The 23,885-nt window shown below is 35.4% G+C and carries 11 protein-coding genes; 6 read left to right on the top strand and 5 right to left on the bottom strand.

The features are described 5' to 3' along the window. Positions 1-58 precede the first annotated feature (58 nt). A complete protein-coding gene (locus GM3709_RS04985) occupies positions 59-961 on the top strand; it encodes an FkbM family methyltransferase (protein ID WP_066116849.1) in 903 nt (300 codons plus the stop codon). Positions 962-1,238: 277 nt separating this feature from the next. Here GM3709_RS04985 and psbD read toward each other — a convergent pair whose 3' ends face one another. Then, positions 1,239-2,294: a photosystem II D2 protein (photosystem q(a) protein) gene (psbD, locus tag GM3709_RS04980; protein WP_060832888.1), complete on the bottom strand. Its 1,056-nt coding sequence runs from the start codon at positions 2,292-2,294 to the stop codon at positions 1,239-1,241. Between the two features lie 267 nt (positions 2,295-2,561). On the opposite strand from psbD, the gene GM3709_RS04975 reads away from it, so the two are divergent. The 3 genes from GM3709_RS04975 to ggt all read left to right on the top strand — a co-directional run bounded on the left by GM3709_RS04975 (position 2,562) and on the right by ggt (position 17,202). Continuing rightward, positions 2,562-2,834, top strand: a complete 273-nt coding sequence (locus GM3709_RS04975; RefSeq protein WP_066116847.1) for a hypothetical protein — start codon at positions 2,562-2,564, stop codon at positions 2,832-2,834. An 803-nt stretch (positions 2,835-3,637) separates the two neighbouring features. Further along, entirely contained in the window at positions 3,638-15,286 is an 11,649-nt protein-coding gene (locus tag GM3709_RS04970; RefSeq protein WP_066116845.1) for a LamG-like jellyroll fold domain-containing protein, read from the top strand. 182 nt (positions 15,287-15,468) lie between these two features. Next, entirely contained in the window at positions 15,469-17,202 is a 1,734-nt protein-coding gene (gene ggt, locus GM3709_RS04965) for a gamma-glutamyltransferase (RefSeq protein ID WP_066116843.1), read from the top strand. Between the two features lie 126 nt (positions 17,203-17,328). On the opposite strand, the gene GM3709_RS04960 is transcribed toward ggt, so the two are convergent. Further along, the gene (locus GM3709_RS04960) at positions 17,329-18,081 is read right to left on the bottom strand and encodes a sirohydrochlorin chelatase (protein WP_066116841.1); all 753 of its coding nucleotides are present in this window, start codon (positions 18,079-18,081) and stop codon (positions 17,329-17,331) included. A gap of 72 nt (positions 18,082-18,153) precedes the next feature. Here GM3709_RS04960 and fabG point away from each other — a divergent pair, with 72 nt between their 5' ends. Continuing rightward, positions 18,154-18,915 carry a 3-oxoacyl-[acyl-carrier-protein] reductase gene (fabG, locus tag GM3709_RS04955; protein ID WP_066116839.1) on the top strand — a complete coding sequence of 254 codons (762 nt, stop codon included), beginning with the start codon at positions 18,154-18,156 and terminating at the stop codon, positions 18,913-18,915. Positions 18,916-19,190: 275 nt separating this feature from the next. Here fabG and GM3709_RS04950 read toward each other — a convergent pair whose 3' ends face one another. Next, on the bottom strand, positions 19,191-19,940 hold the full coding sequence (locus GM3709_RS04950) for an HAD family hydrolase (protein WP_066116838.1): 750 nt from the start codon (positions 19,938-19,940) through the stop codon (positions 19,191-19,193). 60 nt (positions 19,941-20,000) lie between these two features. Then, a complete protein-coding gene (locus GM3709_RS04945) occupies positions 20,001-20,990 on the bottom strand; it encodes an aspartate carbamoyltransferase catalytic subunit (RefSeq protein WP_066116836.1) in 990 nt (329 codons plus the stop codon). Positions 20,991-21,229: 239 nt separating this feature from the next. Here GM3709_RS04945 and GM3709_RS04940 point away from each other — a divergent pair, with 239 nt between their 5' ends. Continuing rightward, positions 21,230-22,318: a pentapeptide repeat-containing protein gene (locus tag GM3709_RS04940; RefSeq protein WP_066116834.1), complete on the top strand. Its 1,089-nt coding sequence runs from the start codon at positions 21,230-21,232 to the stop codon at positions 22,316-22,318. Between the two features lie 107 nt (positions 22,319-22,425). Here the strand turns inward: GM3709_RS04940 and GM3709_RS04935 are convergent, their stop codons facing one another. Continuing rightward, positions 22,426-23,643, bottom strand: a complete 1,218-nt coding sequence (locus GM3709_RS04935; protein WP_066116832.1) for a DUF790 family protein — start codon at positions 23,641-23,643, stop codon at positions 22,426-22,428. Between the last annotated feature and the right edge of the window lie 242 nt (positions 23,644-23,885).

The raw sequence follows: 23,885 nt of genomic DNA, 5'->3' as shown, positions 1-23,885 counted from the left end.
ATAATTGATTGATTTTTAACTAATAATCACAAATCTTCAAATCGATATTGATAAAGTTATGGTAGTTTTTGTTTCCGAATTAAAAAAAGAAGGTTTTTTAGATAACATTCACTTTACCATTGCTATTGTCGGCTCTCGTAAGATGAGAAATGATGATGATTATGGAGACGGTATTTGGCAGTATTTCGCCCCTAATTTAACTATTTATGGTTTTGATGCTGATGAAGATGCTTGTAACATTGCCAATCAACAATTAAAAGAAAAAGGGATTAATTGGCAAGAAAAACACTTTCCCATTGCCCTTTCCGATACAGTAGGAGAATGTATATTATATGTAACCAAAGGAGTAGATTGCACTTCTTTATATGTTCCTAATGAGAGTTATTTGTCTCGTTTTTCTGTCTTAAATAATCATATTAAATTAGACTTTTCGATCGAGATAGAAACCACCACGTTAGATGATTTTTGTCAAGAGAAAAATATTCAAAATATTGATTTTTTATACTTAGATATTCAAGGAGCAGAATTAAATGTGTTACAAGGTGCTAAAAATATTCTCAGTCGATCGATTTTAGGGATACAATTAGAAGTAGAATTTGCTAGTTTATATCAAAAACAACCATTATTTTCAGATGTCGATCGAGCCTTAAAAAATGAGCAATTTTCTTTATTTGATCTGATGACAGATCATCCTATGTGTCGTCGCCCTCGATCTATTTCGCCCATTTATTCTAGTAAAAAAATAGGTCAATTATTATGGGCTGATGCTTTATATTTGAGAGATCCATTATTAGAAAACACTCCTAGTTTTTGTCAAAATTATGAACAAATTTTAAAACTAGCGTGTATCGCTGATATTCTTGAATATCCTGATTATGCAGTGGAATTATTTGTTTATTTAGCTCAAAAATTTCCCGGTAATTTAGATAAAACAATTAAAAAAATATTAGGACATTTTTAACTTTTACAATTCTTGATGATGGGGTTAACTGAGATCTTGCATCAGAACATAAATACTTAATAGACAAAAATGAGAAAATCAATTTTTATGGTGTTAACATCAATTCTTATTACTGTTGCTTCCCCTCATTAGTCCATTTTAAACGAGGTGCAAGATCTGAGGTTAATCAATTTTGAGGATATTTTTGATTTGCACTTAAGTAATTTATAAATAGATTATTTTTGAACAAAAAAATACCCCCATAAAGGGGGTTTGTCTCGGATGTTATCCTTTTCGTTTAGAGAGCGTTACCACGAGGTAATACTTCTTCAGGGAAAACAAATTTCTCATGAGGTTGATCTTGAGGCGCCATCCATGCGCGTAAACCTTCATTCAATAAGATGTTCTTAGTGTAGAAAGTTTCAAATTCTGGATCTTCTGCCGCTCTCAACTCTTGAGATACGAAGTCATAAGCCCGGAGGTTAAATGCTAAACCGACAATTCCGATCGAACTCATCCATAAACCAGTGACAGGTACAAACAACATAAAGAAGTGTAACCAACGTTTGTTAGAGAATGCGATACCAAAAATCTGAGACCAGAAACGGTTAGCAGTGACCATAGAATAAGTTTCTTCAGCTTGAGTAGGTTCAAAAGCACGGAAAGTGTTAGCTTGTTCACCATCTTGGAATAAGGTATTTTCTACTGTTGCACCGTGAATAGCACAAAGTAACGCACCCCCTAAAATTCCCGCAACACCCATCATGTGGAAGGGGTTGAGAGTCCAGTTATGGAAACCTTGTAAAAATAGGATAAAGCGGAAAATTCCTGCTACCCCAAAGGAAGGAGCAAAGAACCAGCTAGATTGTCCTAAAGGGTACATTAAGAAAACACTTACAAATACAGCGATCGGACCAGAGAATGCGATCGCATTATAAGGACGAATCCCCACAAGACGAGAAATCTCAAATTGACGTAACATGAAGCCAATTAAACCAAAAGCTCCGTGTAATGCTACGAAAGGCCATAATCCGCCGATTTGGAACCAACGAGTTAAACTTCCTTGAGCTTCAGGCCCCCAAAGGAATAATAAAGAATGTCCGAAAACATCAGCAGGAGAGGAAACCGCAACAGTTAAGAAGTTAGCACCTTCTAAGTAAGAACTGGCTAAACCGTGAGTGTACCAAGAAGTAACGAAAGTTGTGCCAGTTAGCCAACCTCCCAATGCAAGGTAAGCACAGGGAAATAAAAGAATACCTGACCAACCTACGAAGACAAAACGGTCTCTCTTGAGCCAGTCATCAAGGGCATCAAACCACCCTCTTTCTGGCGCGCGGCCAACTGCAATGGTCATAAAATAAACTCCGAATGAATATGATTACTAAAAACGCTATCCAAGAACTTTCTTTAGTAGTCTTTAGAGTTTTGACTATTATGAGAAAAATTTACTTTTCTTAACGTTAACTTATAGTAACATTCTATGAGAAAATTGCAATGTTTGACAAGTCAATTGTTAAAAAAACCTTAAAAATATTAAACTTAGTTAATACTTGGTTGTTCCAAGGATCTTTTCCACTTAGGTTGAGATTTCATTAAAATAGTCTTAGACGTAGAAATTATTATGTTCACCATCGATTTATTAGTTAGATATATTCCCCTTCCTATTTCCGTGGAAAAAAAAGAGGAATCGGAAGCAACGGCTCTTTACGATCGTATTTTAGAAGCTATCAAAAGTGAAAATGTACAAGTTATTGAATTAACCTGTGATAAACAAGCGGATAAAAAAGTAGCGGTATTAAGTAATCAAGTTACTGGAGTGATTATTTCTCAGAAAGATGGTACCGCCCCCGGAGCAAAAGCCCCTGGATTTTTTGCAGCCTTAGCTGATAAGTAAGCTCTTAACCATATTGTATTGAGAGTATTATAAACTTCTTTAACAACAAAATCTTTGAATGGTTCGGTAGCTTTCTGCTTTTGCGGTGCATCTTGAGATACTTAACATGGTTACTCTAACACTGATGGTCAACAGTTCCTGAATGATGTAACCTCTTTACTTCAAACTTGTGCTTTCTAATTGAAGTGTGAGACAAGTTAATAATGCTAAAATATTCAGGATGGGCTTTTGTGGAAAATAATATTTGATTTTTAATCTAGTTTTTTACAAAAGCTCTCTTGACATCGAGTTTTATTTCCCTTCTTCATTTTGGCGAAGGTATTTTGAATATAGCGTTTTTCGTGGTTACGGGGTACAAAAATAAAATTAAAGTTTCTCTGATTATAAAGATTTGAGCCTACCTCATAAGGGAAAAAATTTCTACATATACTTAATTTTGTGAGGAAATTTTTAATTTCACTAGAAATGTCCAAAATATTCGTCCCATTATCAACATTAGCAAAATAAAAGATGTTGGGATTCCTCAACAAGTTTATTTGGGATAAAATCTCGTTTCTAGTGGGTAAGTCCTGTTTTAAATTCTAAATTTGCCTCAACTACAATCTGAAAAATTCTCTCGCAATTCCATATTGACTTAATTATTTCCATGAACTAACATAAGCAATCATGAAAAGTCATTAATAAACTAATTTTTCTCCACAGTAAAAAAAAAGAATGTATTTTTTTGTGACAGGAGCAATTAAAATGTTAAGACTGAATTTTATTTATTTACTTGTTTTGAATAAACTACAGAAAGTTGTGCCATGACTGATAACAACGAGTTAAACTTTGTTTTTCCGTCTAATAATGCTTTACGTTTAGATGGTGTAGACGATCGAGTTGCGTTACGAAATGCCAACCAATTAGGATTAAATGGTGATTTTACCGTAGAAGCATGGGTTAATATTAACGAATTTCCATCAGGACAAGTAGATCATCCCATATTAGGTACAGATCAAAGGGAAACAAATCAAGGACTTCACTTAACTATAAGAAATCAAAGACCCTACATGGGTTTTTTTAATAATGATTTACAAGGCAATACTGTTTTGCAACCAAAGACTTGGTATCATATAACCTATAGATACACTGCTAGTACTAGACAACAAGCAATTTTTGTTAATGGACAATTAGATAGTACTAGAACCGCTACAGCAAATTTTCAGGGTACGGGCTTAGTTAATATAGGACGTTGGAGTAATGACAGATATTTTAATGGAAGCATTGATGAATTGCGTATTTGGAATCGCCCTTTAACTCAAACAGAAATACAAGAGAATCGCTATACATCTCTGGAGGGCAATGAAAATAGTTTACGAGCTTACTATACTTTTAACGATACAACTAACAACATACTCGATCGAACCAACAATGGCAATAATGGTACTCTCATTGATAATCGTAATTTTGTCCTTTCTATCAACGAATCTTTTGGCAATGCTGTCTCTTTCAACGGAATAGATGGATTTGTGCAAACAGTAAATCATACTAACCCCACCAACGCCATTACCATTTCTCTTTACGCTAAAAGTAATACTCCTAACTGGAATAGTGACGGGTTTTTAGCTAGTAAAAGAGATGCTTATATTCTACATCCCATTGTGGGTTCAAAACAAATACAATTCTTCATTCTTGGGCTTCAGCCGGTTAGTTTTACCCCTAGCAGTGATTTCGATTTAACTCAGTGGCATAGTTATACAGGGACTTTTGATGGCAATACTATTCGGTTATATATTGATGGTAATTTAGTCGCTAGTCGCAATGAACGTGGCACAATTCGGCAAGATAACGGGCCTTTATTTATCGGGCGAGATGACGGTTTAAACCGCTTTTTTAATGGTAGTATTGATGAGGTTACTATTTGGAATAGAGCCTTATCTGAATCGGAAATTCAAAATACCATCATCGGGAAACCTTTAACGGGTACAGAAGCAAACTTAGTCGGTTATTACAATTTTGATTATAACGGGATAGTCGATAAAACCAATAATAACAATAACGCTTCATTATTCAATGGTGCTGATGTACAACTAATCAATAACGAACCATCGTCTCCTTTTGGGAATGTTTTAGCTTTAGATGGAATAGACGATCGAGTAGCGTTAACTAATGCTAATCAGTTAGGATTAAATGGTGATTTTACTGTAGAAGCACGGGTTTATGTCAATGAATTTTCCACCGCAAGACCAGATCAATCTATACTAGGTACAGATCAAAGCTCGACAAATCAGGGACTTCATCTCATCATCAGAAATCAAAGACCACACATGGGGTTTTTTGCCAATGATTTAACGGGAAACAGTGTTTTACAAGCAAAAACTTGGTATCATATAACCTATCGATATACTGCCAATAATAGAGAACAGGCAATCTTTGTTAATGGGCAACTAGACAGCACTCGAACCGCTACAGCAAACTTTCAAGGAACAGGTTTAGTCAATATCGGACGTTGGCTTAATGACAGATACTTAAATGGTAATATTGATGAACTTCGTATTTGGAATAAACCTCTTACTCAAGAGGAAATTCAAGCAAATCTTAACAATACTTTAACAGGTAATGAGTCTGGTTTAACAGGTTATTACAACTTTGATAGTATTAATTACAGTAACCCTAATGTCATTACGGACTTATCTCCAAACCAAAATAATGGGACACTAAACAACGGTAATCAAAATAGTCTCAATAATTTTCTTCCTGCCCAAATACAACCATCAGAAAATGTTTTAGTCTTAGATGGTGTTAACGATTATCTTGAAATATCCAACTCGAACGCTGTCAACTTTACTACAAATCAAAACTTTACGGTAGAAACTTTAGTCAAAGCGAATCCTAATCAACAGGATTTAAGAAATAATGATAATGACATTATCGAAAAGTGGAGTGGTGATAGTGGTTATCCCTTCGTTATTCGTTATATAAGAAGTACTGGAAGAATATCAGTAGCTCGTTTTGATGGTTCTAACAATCCGGGTATTACTTCTAATTCTAGTATCAACGATGGTAAATATCATCATATTGCCTTTGTCAAAGAAGGAACTCAGTTAAGACTTTATATCGATGGTAGATTGGAAGGCTCAACTACTGACACCACCCGTAATAGTACCACGAATAATTCTCCTTTGTTTATCGGACGGCGAGGGGGTAACACTCCTAATCATTTTAGAGGAGAAATTGATGAAGTTCGGATTTGGAATAAAGTCTTAACTCAACAAGAACTTCAGGCAAATCTCAACAATACTTTAACGGGTAATGAATCTAGTTTAACTGCTTATTATGATTTTGAAGAAACAACCATTACCGCCAATAATAACACGGTGATCGATCGAAGTGTTAATAACAATACTGGTACATTAAACGCCCCTGTTAACGATATTCGCCCCTTAGAAGAATCCTTCCCCGAATCTTTTGTTAGTCTCACTATTTCCGATTTTATCCCCATTATTAACGAAGAAAATGATAACCCTAATGATGATCCTAATTTCATCGGTTATGTTGAGGTGAAGTTAAGTCAATCTGTGACAGATTTACCCGGTTTACTCATTAATTATGCAGTGACAGGTACAGCTACTTTAGGGGAAGATTTTTACATTTCTCAAACTAATCTTAGTACCACTGACAACAATCCCCCCACTAATTCCCTGTTTATTCCTCAAGGTGCAGATTCTGGGAAAATTTATATTTCAGCTTTACCCGATGCCATTGCAGAAAATACAGAAACTATTACGGTAAGTCTATTACCTCAAACAGAATTTGGCAGATTTGGAGGCGGTTTTGGGAATAATCTTTTTGTCACTGGTACAACTCAGGTAACAATTAATTTACAAGATAGTGGTAATTATACCGCAGGAATTGCGATCGCCGATGGTTTCCGCCAAGAAGTCACAGAGAATAACTTAATTGTCGCCAATGAGCAAGGGGTAGGAGTTTTTAAAGTTAAGTTAACCAGTCAACCCACTGCGGATGTAACAGTTACTTTTAATAGTAGTCAAGGAAGTTTAAGTACATCCACCTTAACCTTTAATGCCAATAATTGGGACAACTATCAATATGTAACGATTGGTAACATCACCGACAGATTTAATATCAATGCCTCCGTTAGTAGCGATGATAGCAACTATACAGGAAGAAGCCAACTAATTGGGGTAACAAATAATAGTGAAGATGTTAAAATCGGCATTACAGAAGGAGGAGAAATCCAACCAATACCTCTTCCTATGGTGAGTATTTTCACCCTTAAAGATGCTGTGGAAGGAGAAAATGACCCCGGTATCGCCCTGATTCAGTTAAATCAATCTGCACCTATGGGGGGTATTACCGTTAACTATAGTTTTGCCCCTAACAGTGCCACTTTAGGCACGGATTTTGCCGTTAGCGAAATTGGGCAAGTTACTATTCCTGAAGGAGAATTATCCGCTAGAGTTATCATTACCCCCACCGATGATCAAAAAGTTAATTCTAATCGTGGCGTTACCCTTACCCTAGTAGAATCAACAGAAAACTATACTATTGATACGGATAATCAAAATGCCACCATTGATTTAGTTGACAATGACACAGCAGATTTAAGGATAGTTGAATTTATCAACACCTCCGCCATCGGGATTAGTAATGATGATGCCTTATTATTAAATATTGCAGTAAAACAACCTACGGTACAACAAGAGACTTTCGATCTTACGGATACAGGTGCGATCGCACTTATAGCTATAGCTTTAACTCAACAACCCATCGCAAACGTTACCGTCACCATCAAAGATGTAAATAACCCTTCAACTACCAATACTTTAACCTTTACTCCCGAAAATTGGGACATAGTTCAAGAATTAGAGATAGAGATGCTATCTGCTTTAGATGGTACTCTCAAATTGGAGGCTCTAACTGCTAGTAGTGATAATAATTACAATGACAAAATTATTACTTTACCTTTCCTACAAGATACCAAAACAGTTGATCGTTTAGTCATCTCAGAAGACGGAGACAAGGTAGTTTTTGGAGTTGCCTTAACCAGTCAGCCTGACAATGACGTTAACTTAGAACTAGATTTTAACTTAAATATTGTTGAGAGAGAAAGTGGACAAGGTTTAGCAGAAGAAGTTATTACCTTTAACTCTGACAACTGGAATAATTACCAAAAAGTCGTTATAAAAGGAGTCGATAATGAAGTTTATAATCCAGAGGAAGTAATTACTCCCATTCGTTTTGTCTCGGATAGTCAAGATGGTAACTACAATAACCAAATGACTGATTTAGTGGTAGTGAATCAAGATAACGAGAATCAGGAAGTAGAGACAACCCCAGTCGTTAATGATAGTGAATTTATTATTAGTCTCAATGTTATTAATCGAACACTACAAGAAACAGCAGATTCTTTTGCAGAAATTGAATTTAACTTAAATAAACCTGCTCCCGAAGGTGGCTTATTGGTAGAATACGAGTTAAATAGTGGTAGTGCGATCGCTGGAGAAGACTTTTTAAGCACTTTTCAACTACGCACGGGAGAAAACAATCCCCTCAGTGTTATACCGTCTAATTTGCAAATGATCGCACCTACCTTTGCAGACCTCAATAATGATGGTATATTAGAACTTATTGTCGGACATTCTAACGGTTTGCTTTACTACGAAAATCAAGGTACATCTGACAATCCCAATTACGTTTTAAATTCCGATAATGCCTTATCCGCTTTGATCAATGGTAGAGGTTTTCGTGACTTAAATCCTACCTTTGTGGACATCAACGGCGATGGAGACTTAGATTTATTTATTGGCAGTAATCAAAATAATATCCTATTCTATGAAAATAGAGGTACGGCGAGTGAACCAAATTTCTTACAAAGATCAGGCACGGGAAACCCTTTAAATAACTTAACCATACCATCTTTTAGTAATCTAACTTTTGGTGATATTGACAGAGATGGCGATTCAGATTTATTAGTAGGTACTGCTAATGGTAATCTTCGTTACTTTGAAAATATCGGTAGTGTAACTGCACCCAGTTTCACAGAAGTAACAGCTAATAATAATCCTTTCCAAAGTATTAATGAGGAGTTTGCTTTAAATAATATCACCGATGTCACACCTACTTTAGTCGATTTTAACAATAATGGAAATTTACACTTATTTATTGGTGACAGACAAGGAAATCTTTTTCACTATATCAATATTGGCACTCTTGGTGAACCCAATTTTATCTTAGAAACGGGATCAAGTTCTCCATTTTTCGATCGAAATATGCCCAGTGGATTCGCTAAACCGACTATTACCGATATTAACAACGATGGTAATGTGGATGTAGTGATAGGGCAAATTAACGGTGAAGTGCGTTTTTATGAAAATACGGGTATCGGTAAAATTTTCATTCCTGAAGGGGAAACCAGTGCCACAATTCAAGTGAAAACCATCCCAGACTTAATTGCAGAAGACAATGAAACCATTGAAGTTCGATTGGTGGAAACTGCTGAACAAAATTATCGCCTTACCGGGAATTTCCTTGTCACCAGTGATTTTGATGGTGAAACCATAGGATTGAAATTAAATGAGACAACCCTTGATTCTTTGGTGTTGAAAGCAGGTAGTGAATTAATTTTTGATGGAGGTGCGATCGCACTCATTGCTGAAAATGTCACCATCACTAACGAAAATACCTTAGTTAACCTCACCCTATCAGAAAAAACCGAAGTCACAACCATCATCACAGGAGAAACAACCTATAACCCCATTGCAACTCTTGTCAAGATCATAGATAACGATGTAGCAGGTTTAAAAATTAGCACCGATGAAGCCCAAACTAACTTAGTCGGCACTGATAATCTATTTGCTATCAGAGAAAATAATCCCAATACAGCCCAAACATTTTATATAAGTTTAAATAGTAAACCCATCGCCCCTGTGGAGGTTTATTTTGGTAGTAGTGACACCACTCAAGGATTAGTCAATGGAGAGAATTTTAATCGTTTAGTCTTTACAGAAAATAACTGGAATACGCCTCAATCTTTTACTGTTACTCCTGTTGATAATAACATTAACGAAGGAGATACAGAATATCAAATTTTAAGTACCTTAGTTAGTGAAGATCTCAAATACAATGATAACGTAGTTAATCTTGACGTTACTACCCCCTACGATGAAGCAAATAACACAATAGGATTTCAGATTACCAATGAAAATATCAGTAGTAGTATTCTCAAAAAAGGCACCAGATTAGTCTTTGATAATAAAGCAGAAGCCATTGTTACCGAAGATGTTGAACTCAGTCGTTCACAGACTACATTAGTTAACCTTGAGCAAGTCATAGGGCAACCTACAGGTAACACGGCATTCAAGCAAAGAATGGGCAACCCTATCAATATCAATGATTTGGATGATGATCAAGCTGATATAATTCTGATTCCTCCTAGTAATGTTATCTCAGAAGGTTTTGCTAATAATTACTATAGTATTCAATTAGCCACTCAACCATTAGGGGAAGTGTTTATCAGGATGACACCAGATAGTAACGACATTGAGTTAGATAATAAGTTTGCAGGGGAATCTTTAACCATTGTTTTTGATGAAAATAACTGGAATATTCCTCGTCTTGTCAGTGTTACAGCGGTGGATGATTTTGAGGTAGAGTATCAACAAGCGGTTAATCTCGATTTTGCCGTCACTTCAGAAACCGATACTGCATACACTAGCTTAACTCCTCCTCAAGTGCAAGTTATCGTGGAAGATAATGATTTACCAGTAGCAACAGTGCAAACCGTGGCGGCGGCGATCGAAGGAGAATCTCCGGGTTATTTTGTTATTAGTCTGGATAAACCTGCTTCGGATTTCTTTGGTAAAACAGGGATGGTAATTAACTACACTGTTAGTGGCACTGCAAGAACAGACAATAGTATAAATGCAGATATACAACCCTTAACAGGCATAGCAAGAATTGCACCGGGTAAAATCCATAGTAATTTAATTGCGTTTCCCATTGATGATTTTCTGGTGGAGGAGGGAGAAACTGTTACCGTTACCTTAGAATTAGGCAATGGTTATGTTATTGATGAAACTGCACCATCTCAATCAACTTTAGCTATCAGCGACAACGATGAGGTAGGAATCCGTATTGTGGAAATGGGGAATCAAACCCAAGTCGTAGAAGGTGAAACCACGGAAATTCTGATCTCCTTGCTTTCTCAACCCGAAGCACCTGTTACTATTAATTTAACCCCTGAGACGACGACAGCAAATTTAATAGCTACATCTAATTATAGCAGTAGTACAAGGATGATCGATTTACGACTAGATAGTGATAATATTAACTCTCTTTTGCTTTCTGCGGGTACAGTTCTTACTTTTGAGGGTGTAACTGCTACTGTGACTCAAGATGTCTTACTTTCGGAAGATCGAGCCACTCAAGTATCCCTGACTTTAACTTCTGGTAACAGTATTGTTTCTGGTCAATTAAGTAGTTATACTTATCAAGAATATGAATATGTAGGGGCAAACGAAGACGGCACATTAACTTTAACTTTCGATTCTAATAATTGGTATCAACTACAAACCGTTGCCATTACTGCCCTAGATGATAACGTAGCCGAAAAAGGACAATTTCATACCCTCCCCATTAATTATATTGTCACCAGTGATGATCCAAATTATGATAAATTTGAGGTTGCATCCACTAATCTTAATATAATCGATCGAGTTTTCGACAAACAGAATACGATCGATGGTGTAAGTCAAGGATTATTAACCCTTCAGGATAGCCTCGATAACTTAACCGTACCAATACTCGGTAGTTTAGAAGGAAAAGCCCCTCAATTTATCGATATTTTTGCTCGAAGCCTAGCAAACGAATTAAGAAATAGTCCAGTAATTACCTTTGATGTTCTTAATTCTGCCTTAAACACATCCTTAGAGGAAGCCTTAGCCCAAGATAACGGCATTAATGACGATACCACAGAAATAACAGTACAAATCACCGATTTATCAACGGAAAATGTCTCTTTTCAAGTAGGCATCAAAGCCGATTATAACGTTTTCTCTGTACCCCTAGGGGCGGATTTAGGCTTAAGTGGTTTAGGCATCGGTATTCAAACGCAAGGGAATTTAGAATCTAACTTTAGTTATGACTTTAATCTTGGTTTTGGTGTCAGTGAAACGGAAGGATTTTATATCAATACGGAGGATACTTCCTTTACCGTCAACGCAGATTTAGGCTTAAGTGAAGATTTTACAGCAGTAGGTAATTTAGGGTTTTTACGCCTAGATTTTGCCAATGGCTCATCCGATAGTGAGATAGGCTCAACCGGTATCGATACGGAGTTTGTGGTGACATTAACCAACCCTACCGATGAGGAAGATACTCGCCTCACTACTTCAGAATTAACCGCAAATCGAGGAGCAAATAGCATTTTTGACTTTATTGAGTATGGTTTCCGAGGCGATGCCGCTCTCAATTTTGATGTTGCTACTTCCATTCAAGGTAACACTGCTTTCCCTTCCTTTAGTTTCAATCTTGCCAGTGAATTACCCCTATTTAATTACTCTAATCAAGCCCAAGCTAACGACACAGAAAGCCCGATGTTAACCGTTACTCAAGGCTTGGTGACAATCCCTAACAACAGGATGATAACTGGTACACCATTTACCTTGACGGTGGTTTCGGATAATGAAAATAGCGACACTCGTTTAACTAAAGGTACAGAATTAGTTTTTCAAGGTTCAGAAAATGATACTCCCACAACAGTCGTACTCGATCGAACTGTAATTCTTTCCCCTAATAATCCGCAGGAAATTAGTGTTGTGATTCCCATAGAAGGAGTCATCACCAGTGTGGATGTGGATATTCAAGAAGATGAAACCGCAACCCTAGAAAGTTCGGGATTTAATCTTAGTTTCAATGAGATTACCCTTGATTTAGGCTCATTTATTACCAATATTGTGTCTCCTGTTATCAGGTTTACCAATCAAATTATCGATCCTTTCCGCCCTGTTATTAATGCTTTAACTACTAATGTGCAATTTTTATCAGCTATTGGTTTGGCAGGACAATTTGACAGAAATGGCGATAATCAAGCCTCTCTCATTGAAGTCGCCTCCGCTTTAAGTGCTAACAGTAGTAACCTTCGTTATACAGAATTTTTTGATGCCGTTGCGAACATTATTGAGGTAATCAATGCCCTTGATCAATTAAATCGTGACATTGCCGGTGGTGCAAATATTACTATTCCCTTTGGAGATTATACCCTAGAGAATTTCACAGGAGCGAGTCAAACCAATACCTCAGAGCAAGTTGACGTGGAGAATGAAGGTACAAACAATCTCAATGATAATGTAGAAGATGAAGCTAGTAACCCTGATACCGATAACGATCGATTAGGCAATTCTATCAGTAATTTCTTTACAAAACTTAACCGAATGGGAGTTGAACTTCCAATTCTGGAAAACCCTCTCAACGCCATTAAACTATTTTTAGGTCAAGATATTGATTTAGTCACCTATAATGTGCCAGATTTGAACCTTAACTTTAATATTCGCCGAGATTTCCCTATTTTTGGACCAGTTTCAGGGGTTTTAGAGGGTTCATTTTCCGCTCAAACCGATTTAGATGTGGGTTTTGATACCAATGGGTTTAGTCAATGGCGCAATCGAGATTTTAACTTAAGAGACTCCTATTTAACCCTTGATGGATTCTATCTCAATGACTTAGATAGTCGTGGATTCGACAAAAATGAACTAACCCTTAATGCTACTATCGGAGCAGGAGCTAGTTTAAATGCCATTTTAGCTACCGCTAGTGTCACAGGTGGTATTCGAGGTAATGCTTATTTAGATTTAATTGATGTCGGTGAATATAACGGCACTGGTGACGGCAGAATCAGAACCACAGAAGTTATCAGTCGTATCACTAACCCCACTAGCTTATTTGAATTATCGGGAGGAATTGATGCTTTCTTACGCGCCATTGTACAAGTAGGAATCAATTTAGGCTTTATTCGCATCAACAGAACTGTATTCGATCGAGATTTAGCCACCGTTAATCTATTCCGCTTCAGTGTCGGAGGCAATAGACGGGGTACTGTTGGACAAAGTTATATGCAAGGCACAAAAGTGTTCTGGGATGCTAACTTTGATGGTATGCACAATGAAGATGAACCTTTTGCCTATACCGATGATACTGGTTTTTATGATCTTAATGTACCTTTAACGGTATTTGATCTCGATCGAAATGGCACATTAGACAATAGTGAAGGGCGATACGTTGCCGTAGGTGGTATGGACACATCCTCAAGACTTACCTATGTTTCTCCATTTTATGCTACTGCCGATTCTTCCATGATAACTCCTCTAACCACTCTCAAAGCCAGATTAATGGATTTAGAAATGAGTGCGGAAGTTGCGGAAGGATATATTAAAGACTCGTTGACGCTAGGTGAAGAAGTTGATATTAATACATTTGACCCTATTTTAGCGATGGAATTAGGAGACAGGAATGGGCTTGACGTTTATGGCTCTCATATTAAAATTAAAAGTATTCTTGAGTTTACCAATAGTTTAACAGGTGCATTCTCTCAAACCGCAGATATGGGATTAAACGAAGGGGAATTATTTGAGTTTGTCACTGCCCTAACTAATGATATTGTGATGAATCAAGACACCCCAGATATTTGGGAAAATGTAGAAGTCTTAATCTCCAAATATGGTGCTACTTTAGCTCAATTTTTTCTTGATGCGGAAGCAAATTCTACCATTGCTGAAGATGACATTCCTACAGTTATGGAAGTTTGGGCAAATGCCGTTGCTTTAGCTTCTGGTTTAATAGCTTCTTCTTTAGAAGAAATAGAAGATGTAACTACGGCGGTAGAGAGTCTTATGCCTGTTAAAATGAAACTTCAAGATAAATTAGTCACTTTAATGGAGAATATGGGTAATGGCACGGTTTCCCCCAATGATTCTTTAATTGCCCTAGAAAGACTTTTTTCAGAAGATCCAAAATCATTACTTACCGATACTTTAACACGATTCCAAAAAACAGAACCCTTTGGTATTTATCTGTTGACGGGAGAGGAAGAAAGTCGGAGTATTCGAGAAAACTATCCTGTGTTTGAAGAAGAAGAAGAAGCATTCTCAGTTAGTTTTGCCCCAGATGATCAATTAATTCGCATTAACCGTTTTCAGCATGAATCAGGAGGTTATCTTTATGCCGGAGAGGAAGAAAGTGATAGTATTCGAGAAAATTACCCTGATTTTGTAGAGGAAGGTATTGCCTTTTATGCTTTAGATGCTAATGCTAACCAAGGGGTTGATATTTACCGTTTCCGTAATAATGAAGTCACTGGTAGTTATCTTTTTGTAGGGGAGGAGGAAAAAGATAGTATCCTCGCTAACTATCCTCAATATGTTTTGGAAGGAGTCGCTTTTGAAGTGGTTATTTAACTTCAGTTCGGGTTAAGGCAATTTTATTCTTATTTCTACGAAGCTATAAGGTTTTCAGACCACGAGAAAATAATACTTTCAGCTTATCCCGAACTCAGGTTAAACTTAGTTAAGACCTTGATTGTTCCGAATATCTTTTCCGTTTAGAAGGATAAAATTATTCTTTTGAGGATGAATGTTAGATGGTGAAAGTAAAAAAAATTTATTTATGGATTTTAACCGCTACACTTGTATTAATCATAGGAGTTGAATATAGCTTCAGTCAATCACCTATTTACGACACTAAAAGCATTATCCATCCAGTAGTTGCCACTGATGGTATGGTATCTAGTCAAGAAAAATTATCTACTCAAGCTGGTTTACAAGTGCTAAAAGAGGGAGGTAACGCCATTGATGCGGCGGTAACAGTCGGTTTTGCTTTAGCGGTGACATTGCCGAGAGCTGGAAATATTGGAGGAGGAGGATTTATGATAATTCATCGAGCCGAAAATAATGAGAATATAGCCCTCGATTACCGGGAAAAAGCACCTCTTAAAGCCACAAGAGATATGTTTCTTAATGAAAAAGGAGACGTGGATAATAATAAATCTCGTTTTAGTCATTTAGCTGTAGGTGTACCGGGTACAGTAGCTGGATTAATTTTTGCCCTCGAAAAATATGGTACAATTTCTCTTGAAAGAGCGTTACAACCGGCTATTGAATTGGCTGAGAAAGGTTTTCCCGTCACCCTTGATTTTTATGAATCTTTAGAATTTGCTCGTAAATCGTTACAACAAAACTCTGTGAGTCAGAGCCTTTTTTTTCCTAATAATAATCCTCCTGTTGTCGGTTCAATTTTCCAACAACCCGAATTAGCTCATAGTTTAAAATTAATTGCTCAACAGGGGAAAAAAGCATTTTATGAAGGAGAAATTGCCACTAATATTGTCAAAGAAATGGAAGCTAATGGCGGTTTAATTAGTTTGGATGATTTAAAAAAATATGAACCAAAAATAAGAAACTCGATCGAGGGAGAATATCACGGTTATAAAATTTATTCTATGCCTCCTCCTAGTTCTGGAGGTGTTCATTTAGTGCAAATGTTAAATATTTTAGAAAGTTTTGATTTAAAAAAATTAGGACAAAATACGGCTAATACTATTCATTTAATGGCAGAAACCATGAAATTAGCTTATGCCGATCGAGCAAAATATTTGGGTGATCCTGATTTTATTTCCGTTCCGATCGAAGGTTTAATTTCAGAAAAATATGCAGATTTTTTAAGATTACAAATAGATCAAAAAAAAGCAATTCCTAGTGAAAAAATTAGCCTAAATAATCCTCACAATTTTCGAGAAAGTTATGAAACAACTCATTATTCAGTAGTGGATAAAAATGGAAATGCGGTGTCTAATACTTATACCCTTAATTTTAGTTATGGTACTGGAATAACTGTCCCAAATACTGGTATTTTATTAAACAATGAAATGGATGATTTTGTGGCAAAACCAGGTATCGGTAATGCTTACAATTTAACAGGAGGAGAATTTAATGCGATCGCACCTGAAAAAAGAATGTTAAGTTCGATGACACCAACTATTGTGATGAAAGATGATCAAGTATTTTTAGTAACAGGAAGTCCGGGAGGTAGTACAATTATCAATACAGTTTTACAAATCATTGTGAATGTAATTGACTTTGATATGAATATTGCAGAAGCAACAGTGTCTCCCCGTTTTCATCATCAATGGCTACCGGATAAATTACTGTTAGAAAGAGGAATAAACCAAGATACCCGCCAATTATTAGAGGAAAAAGGCCATAATTTAACGGATAGTAATGCCATCGGTAGTACTCAAAGCATTATGAAAGTAGATAATTCTCTTTATGGTTTTTCCGACACTCGTAGAAGGGAAGCGTTAACCCTAGGTTTCTAATTAGAATTTGCTGAAAAAGTCTTTTGATGAAGTTAGGAGATAGGAATTAGGAGAGAGAAGATAGGAGAAATACTTAAAATCAAAATTAAGATATTGTAACTGTAAAAAAATACGTTGTAGTTTGTGTTAAAAATAAGGGTTTTCTTTTATTTTTTGAATGATAACTTGTGCTAATTCGATCGTTGCACCCAAAGGAGATAATAAGACGAGGTTTATATTAGTTTTTTCTTGTAAAAGTTTTATATCTTGTTCGATCGAGTCTATAATTTTCCCTGAAAATAAAAAGTAGGGTAAAATAACTATATTTTTAGAACCAGAATTAATCATATTTTGGATAATTGTCGATAAATGAGGAGAAATTGACCAGTAAGCAACTTGAGCGTTTAATTTCTTTCCTAAAATCTTTGATTCTTCTTTTCCCTGTTCGAGACTGGTACCATGACAAAATAAAATTCGATCGTACTGGGGATATTTTTGATATTTAGACTTCAATAAATCTATTAAATCTCGACTTTGACCGATGGGAAACATTAATTCAAGGAAAACAGGAGAATTTTGTTGCGCAATATTAACTTCTTTGGGAATATCCTGTAAAACATGAGTGCCAGAAAAAAGAAATAAGGGTAAAATTTTCAGCTTTTGATAACCGTTTTTAGCACATTCGATCGCAAAATCAATAATACTAATAGATAAAGGTTTTTCTCCCAATTCTAAATAAGCTGTAGCTAAAAGACAAGATTGCATTAAACCTTCCACAATTAAATCCTGTAATTCATCTAATTGTTGACGATAACTAGAATTTCGACTACCATGCACCACCACAAGATAAGCAACTTTGGATAATCGAAAATCTGTACTTGACGGGGAAAAATTATTCATTAGACCTTATCTTCCTAATACGGTAAACTAACCAATGCAGAGTTTATTGTTAATATCACTATTTTAAATAATATGGAACTTTTACCCCCTGATTTTCAAAGATTAAAAGATCAAGTCGCTATTGTAACAGGTGCATCCAGAGGTATCGGTAAAGCCACCGCTTTCGCTTTAGCTTCTGAAGGTGCAAAAGTTGTGGTTAACTATGCTAGTAATAGTCAAGCCGCCGATGACGTAGTGGCAGAAATTACTCGAGCCGGTGGAGAAGCGATCGCAATTGGTGCTGATGTATCTGAATTGGAAGCAGTAGAAGCAATGTTTAAGCAAACTACCGATAAATGGGGGAGAATTGATGTTTTAGTCAACAATGCAGGAATTACCAGAGATACCCTACTATTGCGGATGAAATTGGAAGACTGGCAAAAGGTTATTAACCTTAACTTAACAGGGGTGTTTTTATGTTGTAAAACAGCTAGTAAAATTATGCTCAAACAAAGAAGCGGTAGAATTATTAATATTTCATCGGTAGCAGGGCAAATGGGAAATCCCGGACAAGCGAACTACAGTGCCGCAAAAGCAGGAGTGATTGGTTTAACCAAAACCCTTGCCAAAGAATTTGCCAGTCGTGGTGTTACCGTGAATGCCGTTGCACCCGGATTTATCGAAACAGATATGACTCATGGTTTACAAGCAGAAGAAATTTTAAAAGCGATTCCCCTTAATCGTTACGGAAAACCCGAAGAAATCGCTGGAATGATCCGTTTTCTAGCGTGCGATCGAGCTTCTAATTATATTACAGGACAAGTCTTTAACGTTGACGGTGGTATGGTAATGTAGTTAGGCGGTTTTGAAAAAATATAAGTGATGAGGAGTAGGTGTTAGGTATTACTCAGATTTTGCACTAGAACAAAAATACTTAATAGATATTGCAGAGAAAACCAATGTAAAATAAGTTTGAGTCAATTCTTATTACTATCTCCTGTATCCTACTTCCTATCTCCTCCCCTCATCAGTATATTTTATGATTAATGCAAGATCTAAGTATTAGGTTAAATAATGAAAAATCAAGGCAGTGCAAAGGGATTGATGATCAACCTATATTCTTATCTTCCTCATAATTTTTCAGCTAATTCGATGTCAAAATAAGATTTATTATGAGTATTTCCTTTAATTACTTCAAAAAATAAATCAGGTTCTCCTAAGTGGTTTAAGACTAAAATTGCTCGATCGAAATCTTGATTTTTACTATAATCATTGACAGTAATTACTGTTTTTAAACCTGCTTCACAAGCGGCAATTAGTCCCTGATTAGTATCTTCGATCGCTAAACATTCATCAGCAGAAAGATTAAGTTTTTCTAAGGCTAATAAATAAATATCTGGGGCTGGTTTTTTGTTTTTTACCATATCTCCTGCTGCAATTACCTCAAACCATTGCCCCATTTCTTTCCCTAAACTTGTGTCTAGTAGTGCTTTCACATTTTCTTCTGATGCAGTAGATGCGATCGCTAATCTAATACCTTTTTGACGAGCTTCTGTAATCAATCTTTTTACCCCAATCCGTAAAGGGATAGTATCACTGACTAACAATTTAGCGTAATAGCGACTCTTTTCTAGGTGTAAATGGCGAATAAAAGTATCTAAAGGTTCTTTTTGGGGTAAATCTGGTTTATAGTAGGTTATATAGTATTTTAAGCGTTCTTTTCCTCCACCAATTTCTAATAATTTTCCGTAGGTATCAACATCCCATTGCCAAGACAAACCAGACGATTCAAAAGCGAGGTTAAACGCTACTCGGTGTCCATCTCTTTCTGTTTCCGCCAATGTGCCATCTACATCAAATATTAAGGCTTTTAAAGTCATTTTCAATAATTTAGGTAGAAACTAAAATGTATTTTTTTGTAATTTTAACTTGTTTTAATCTTATTTAGAATTGCCTATTAGATATAATAATGCCATGCGTACGGCAACTCCATTGGTAACTTGATCAGAAATTAAGCTAAAGTTAGCATTGTCCATTAATTCTGAACTAATTTCAACTCCTCTATTTACAGGGCCAGGATGTAATACTTTAACGTCAGGTTTACACCATTTTAGTCGATCGAGGGTAATTCCAAACAATTGATGATATTCTCTGAGACTCGGTAATAAATAATCATTCATACGTTCTTTTTGTAATCGCAAAGTCATCACAAAATCGGCATTGTCTAAAGCAGGTTTTAACTGCCAATGTAAGAATAACCTATCTTTATAACTGCTACTCACAATATCCCCAAATAAAGAAGGCAATAGAGTAGGAGAAGAAGCTAAATGAACTTGAGCCCCACTAGCTAATAAACTGTTAATATTAGAACGAGCAACACGAGAATGGAGAATATCTCCCACAATAGCTATTTTTTTGTTCTTTAATAAAGAAATTTGAGGGTTTTTGCTATCTAGGGATGAGCAAATAGTGAACAAATCTAGTAAACCTTGGGAGGGATGTTGATGTAAACCGTCACCGCCGTTAAAAATGCTAACTCCTGAGTGCAATCTATCCATTTCTAAGGCAATATTTAAAGGCACACCAGATTGACTATGACGAATTACCATGATATTTGCACCCATCGCTAAATAGGTTTTTGCTGTGTCTAATATTGTTTCCCCTTTGGTTAAAGAGGATGTACTTGGAGCAAAATTTAGTATATCGGCAGATAGTCTTTTCGCCGCTAATTCAAAACTACTACGAGTACGGGTAGAAGGTTCAAAAAACATATTGGCAACAACTTGCCCTTGTAATGCCGGGACTTTTTTTGTCCGACTTTGTAACACATCTTTGAAACTTGAAGCGGTAGTTAAAACAGCGTTATACTCATCGATCGAGAAGTCTTCTAAGGATATAATATGTTTTCGAGTCCAAGATGTGGCAGTCATTTTCTATTTTTATCAGAGGGTTTTGTTTGATGAGATGATATTGGCACTCCTGAGCCTAATCTTATCAGTATTCAATGAGTAAACAGTTCAGGGATTTTGCCTTCATTATCATAACCTGAGATGATATTCTATTTAAAGATAATTAATGGTCAATATCTAATTTTGATTTGAAGGTTAGATGATTTAGTCTGATAAATTTATTTTATTGGTTTTATATTTTATTTTAAATAATTTTAACAATGCAACTATTAGAATCTCATAATCAATGTCCCGATTGTGTACTGATGGAATTAAGAGTTATTCCTAAAGAAAATACCACTCATCAATTTGATTTATATCTCAATCTTAAATTTAATCAACAAGAAGAAGAAATCTTGGATGGAAAAGTAAAATTTAGTCTTCGATCGAGTCAGTTAATCTTAGGATTAAATAATATTATATTGGTGGAAAAAAATCAAATAAATTCTTCATCAATCCAAGTTTTTGACTCAGTTTTTTCCGCTCAACCAACATGGATAATTAACCACACACCTGAACAAAAATTTTTACAAGATAACCTCTCGAATATTAAATTAGGCGTTTTAGAAATTCAAGATTCTATTTATGAATTAACTGCACAGATTTCAGCGAAAAAAGCAGATATTTTTTTAACAGATATTGAAGGATTATGGCTTCATGATATTACTCCTAATAAACACGCAGTTTTAGAACGAAAATTAGCACAATTTATTGATAAGATTTATTTAAAACCCTATATTAGTAAAGCTGTTTTTAAATCTAAAGAAAATATAAACGACTCCAGTTTATCTTATAAAAATCAAGAAAATCTTTTCACGGAAGAAAGTAAATTATTAAAAAAAATTATTCAATTTATTTATCAAACTCAGAAAGATAATTTTATGGAGTTAGCTGAGATAGCTGGTTTACATCCTTTAAGTGATTTTGCTGGAGGAGATTTAACGGGAGTGAATTTAAGCGGTTTAAATTTGAGTGGTAGCAATTTTTCCTATGCTAATTTAAGAGGTGCAGATTTAACGGATACAGATTTTAGTGAAGCAAATTTAAAATATATTAAACTTAATGGAGCCGATTTAAGTGGTGCTTATTTAGAAGGTACTAATTTACAAAATGCTAGTTTACAAAATGCCAGTTTAGCCTTAGCTAATGTTATTGGAGCTAATTTAAGTTATGCGAATCTTACTAATACTAATTTACAAAATACTAGCTTAGGTAAAACTAATGTTAAAAATGCTGTTTTTTCCTCTAATTTAGGTTTAGATGAAGAGAAAAAACAAGAATTAATTAAAGATGGTGCAATTGTCAATTAAAAATGAGGAATTAGGAACTAATATTTTTTACTATAAAAAAATACTTAAATAAAATAGGAATTAAAATTTATCTATTTTAAGTATTATAAATTAAAAATTTTTTATTCTTAATTTTCAATTAATTGAAGAATATCTTTGGGAGATAAACGATTTTTAAACCATATTAAACGATGGGGTAAATCTTGAAAATTAACTCCTGCTTTGACTAAATTTAAACGCTCACAAACGGCTAAAATTAAGTTATCAATTTCTGCCCGACTAACTTGATAAAATTTTTTTTGTAAATAATTAGGATGCCAAAAACCGACTATTTCTAGGAGAAAATCTCTACCATCAGGATGCACTAATCGAAAATCTGGTATCATTACACTACCGGGTAAGGGGATTAAGTCAACTTCCCTTTCTAAGCGCCATTCGGTGTTTAATTTTTCCCAATTATTGGCAAAAGATTCTTCTAAAAGACTGTCATAACTTTGGTTGTTGGCATAATGACTCACTAAACCACATTGATGATTTAACTGAAAATAAAGGGTTTTTTCTCCACTGCCAAAACTGTCTTTCATACGCAATTTTGCTTCTAAATTCCATTTGCTAACATGAAGTAAAGCTGGTATCATTTTGGCTAAGGCTAAACCATACCGAGTACTACTCTTAAATAAACTGGTAGGACCGTCGATCGTAATTGTAAAACCAGTGTCAGCATGTCCCTCAATATAAGACATTAACTGAAATAATTTTAAGTAACGAAATAATAGTTTATATTGTCCGGGGTCATTCCGATAAGCGTTGATAACAATATTCGTGGCACGGTATAAAATTCCTTGTACTTGAGAAATATTGTAACGATGGATAAGAGTTTCTGCACTAGGAGTTTCAAATTGCGTTAAGATGCGATTTTCCTGTAAATCTGCGTATAATCCTTGTTCTACTTCTGAGGGTAATACTTCCTTTTTTAATTCTACACTTAATAAGGATGCGATCGAGTCTAAAGTTTGTCCTCGATAATCAGGTAAAGGAGGATTTTGTGCCGCAAGGGTAAAGACTTTTTCTCTTAGAGTAGTAGGATTAAGAGGGCTAATAATTTCAAACTGAGCAAAGCTATTTTTTAATAAATGAGATAAACCCCGTTTTATTTTATATTCTGGGCTATCTCCTTCTAATTCTTGCAATTTTTCCTCTAATTCTCCTTGAGTTTTGCCGACATAATCCTGAAAACAGTATATTAACTCTAATGCCATATCAATAAATTCAGGTTGTAGAGGCAATTTTTTGGGAATAATACCTTCCCCACTATAACGATAAATTAATAAATCACTTTTGAGCATATTTTCAATGCCGTATAATATTTTTTGTTAATCTATTACTATAGCCATTCTATGTAAGATTTAGATCTTGCATCTCTATCATAAATTCTCGGTGACGAGAGGGGATTTGGGAAAAGGGAAAAGTGAGAAGAATTATTTATATGGGTAACTTTTTTCTCCAATATAATTTGTTTATGTTATGATTATCAAAGCATTTTTAATAAAAACTGATTAACATTTTCAGTAATAAATGAGCGAAGGAA

Source organism: Geminocystis sp. NIES-3709, assembly GCF_001548115.1.
Taxonomy (GTDB): domain Bacteria; phylum Cyanobacteriota; class Cyanobacteriia; order Cyanobacteriales; family Cyanobacteriaceae; genus Geminocystis.
Note: the sequence above shows the minus strand (reverse complement) of the source record. Positions and strands in the feature narration are given on the sequence as shown.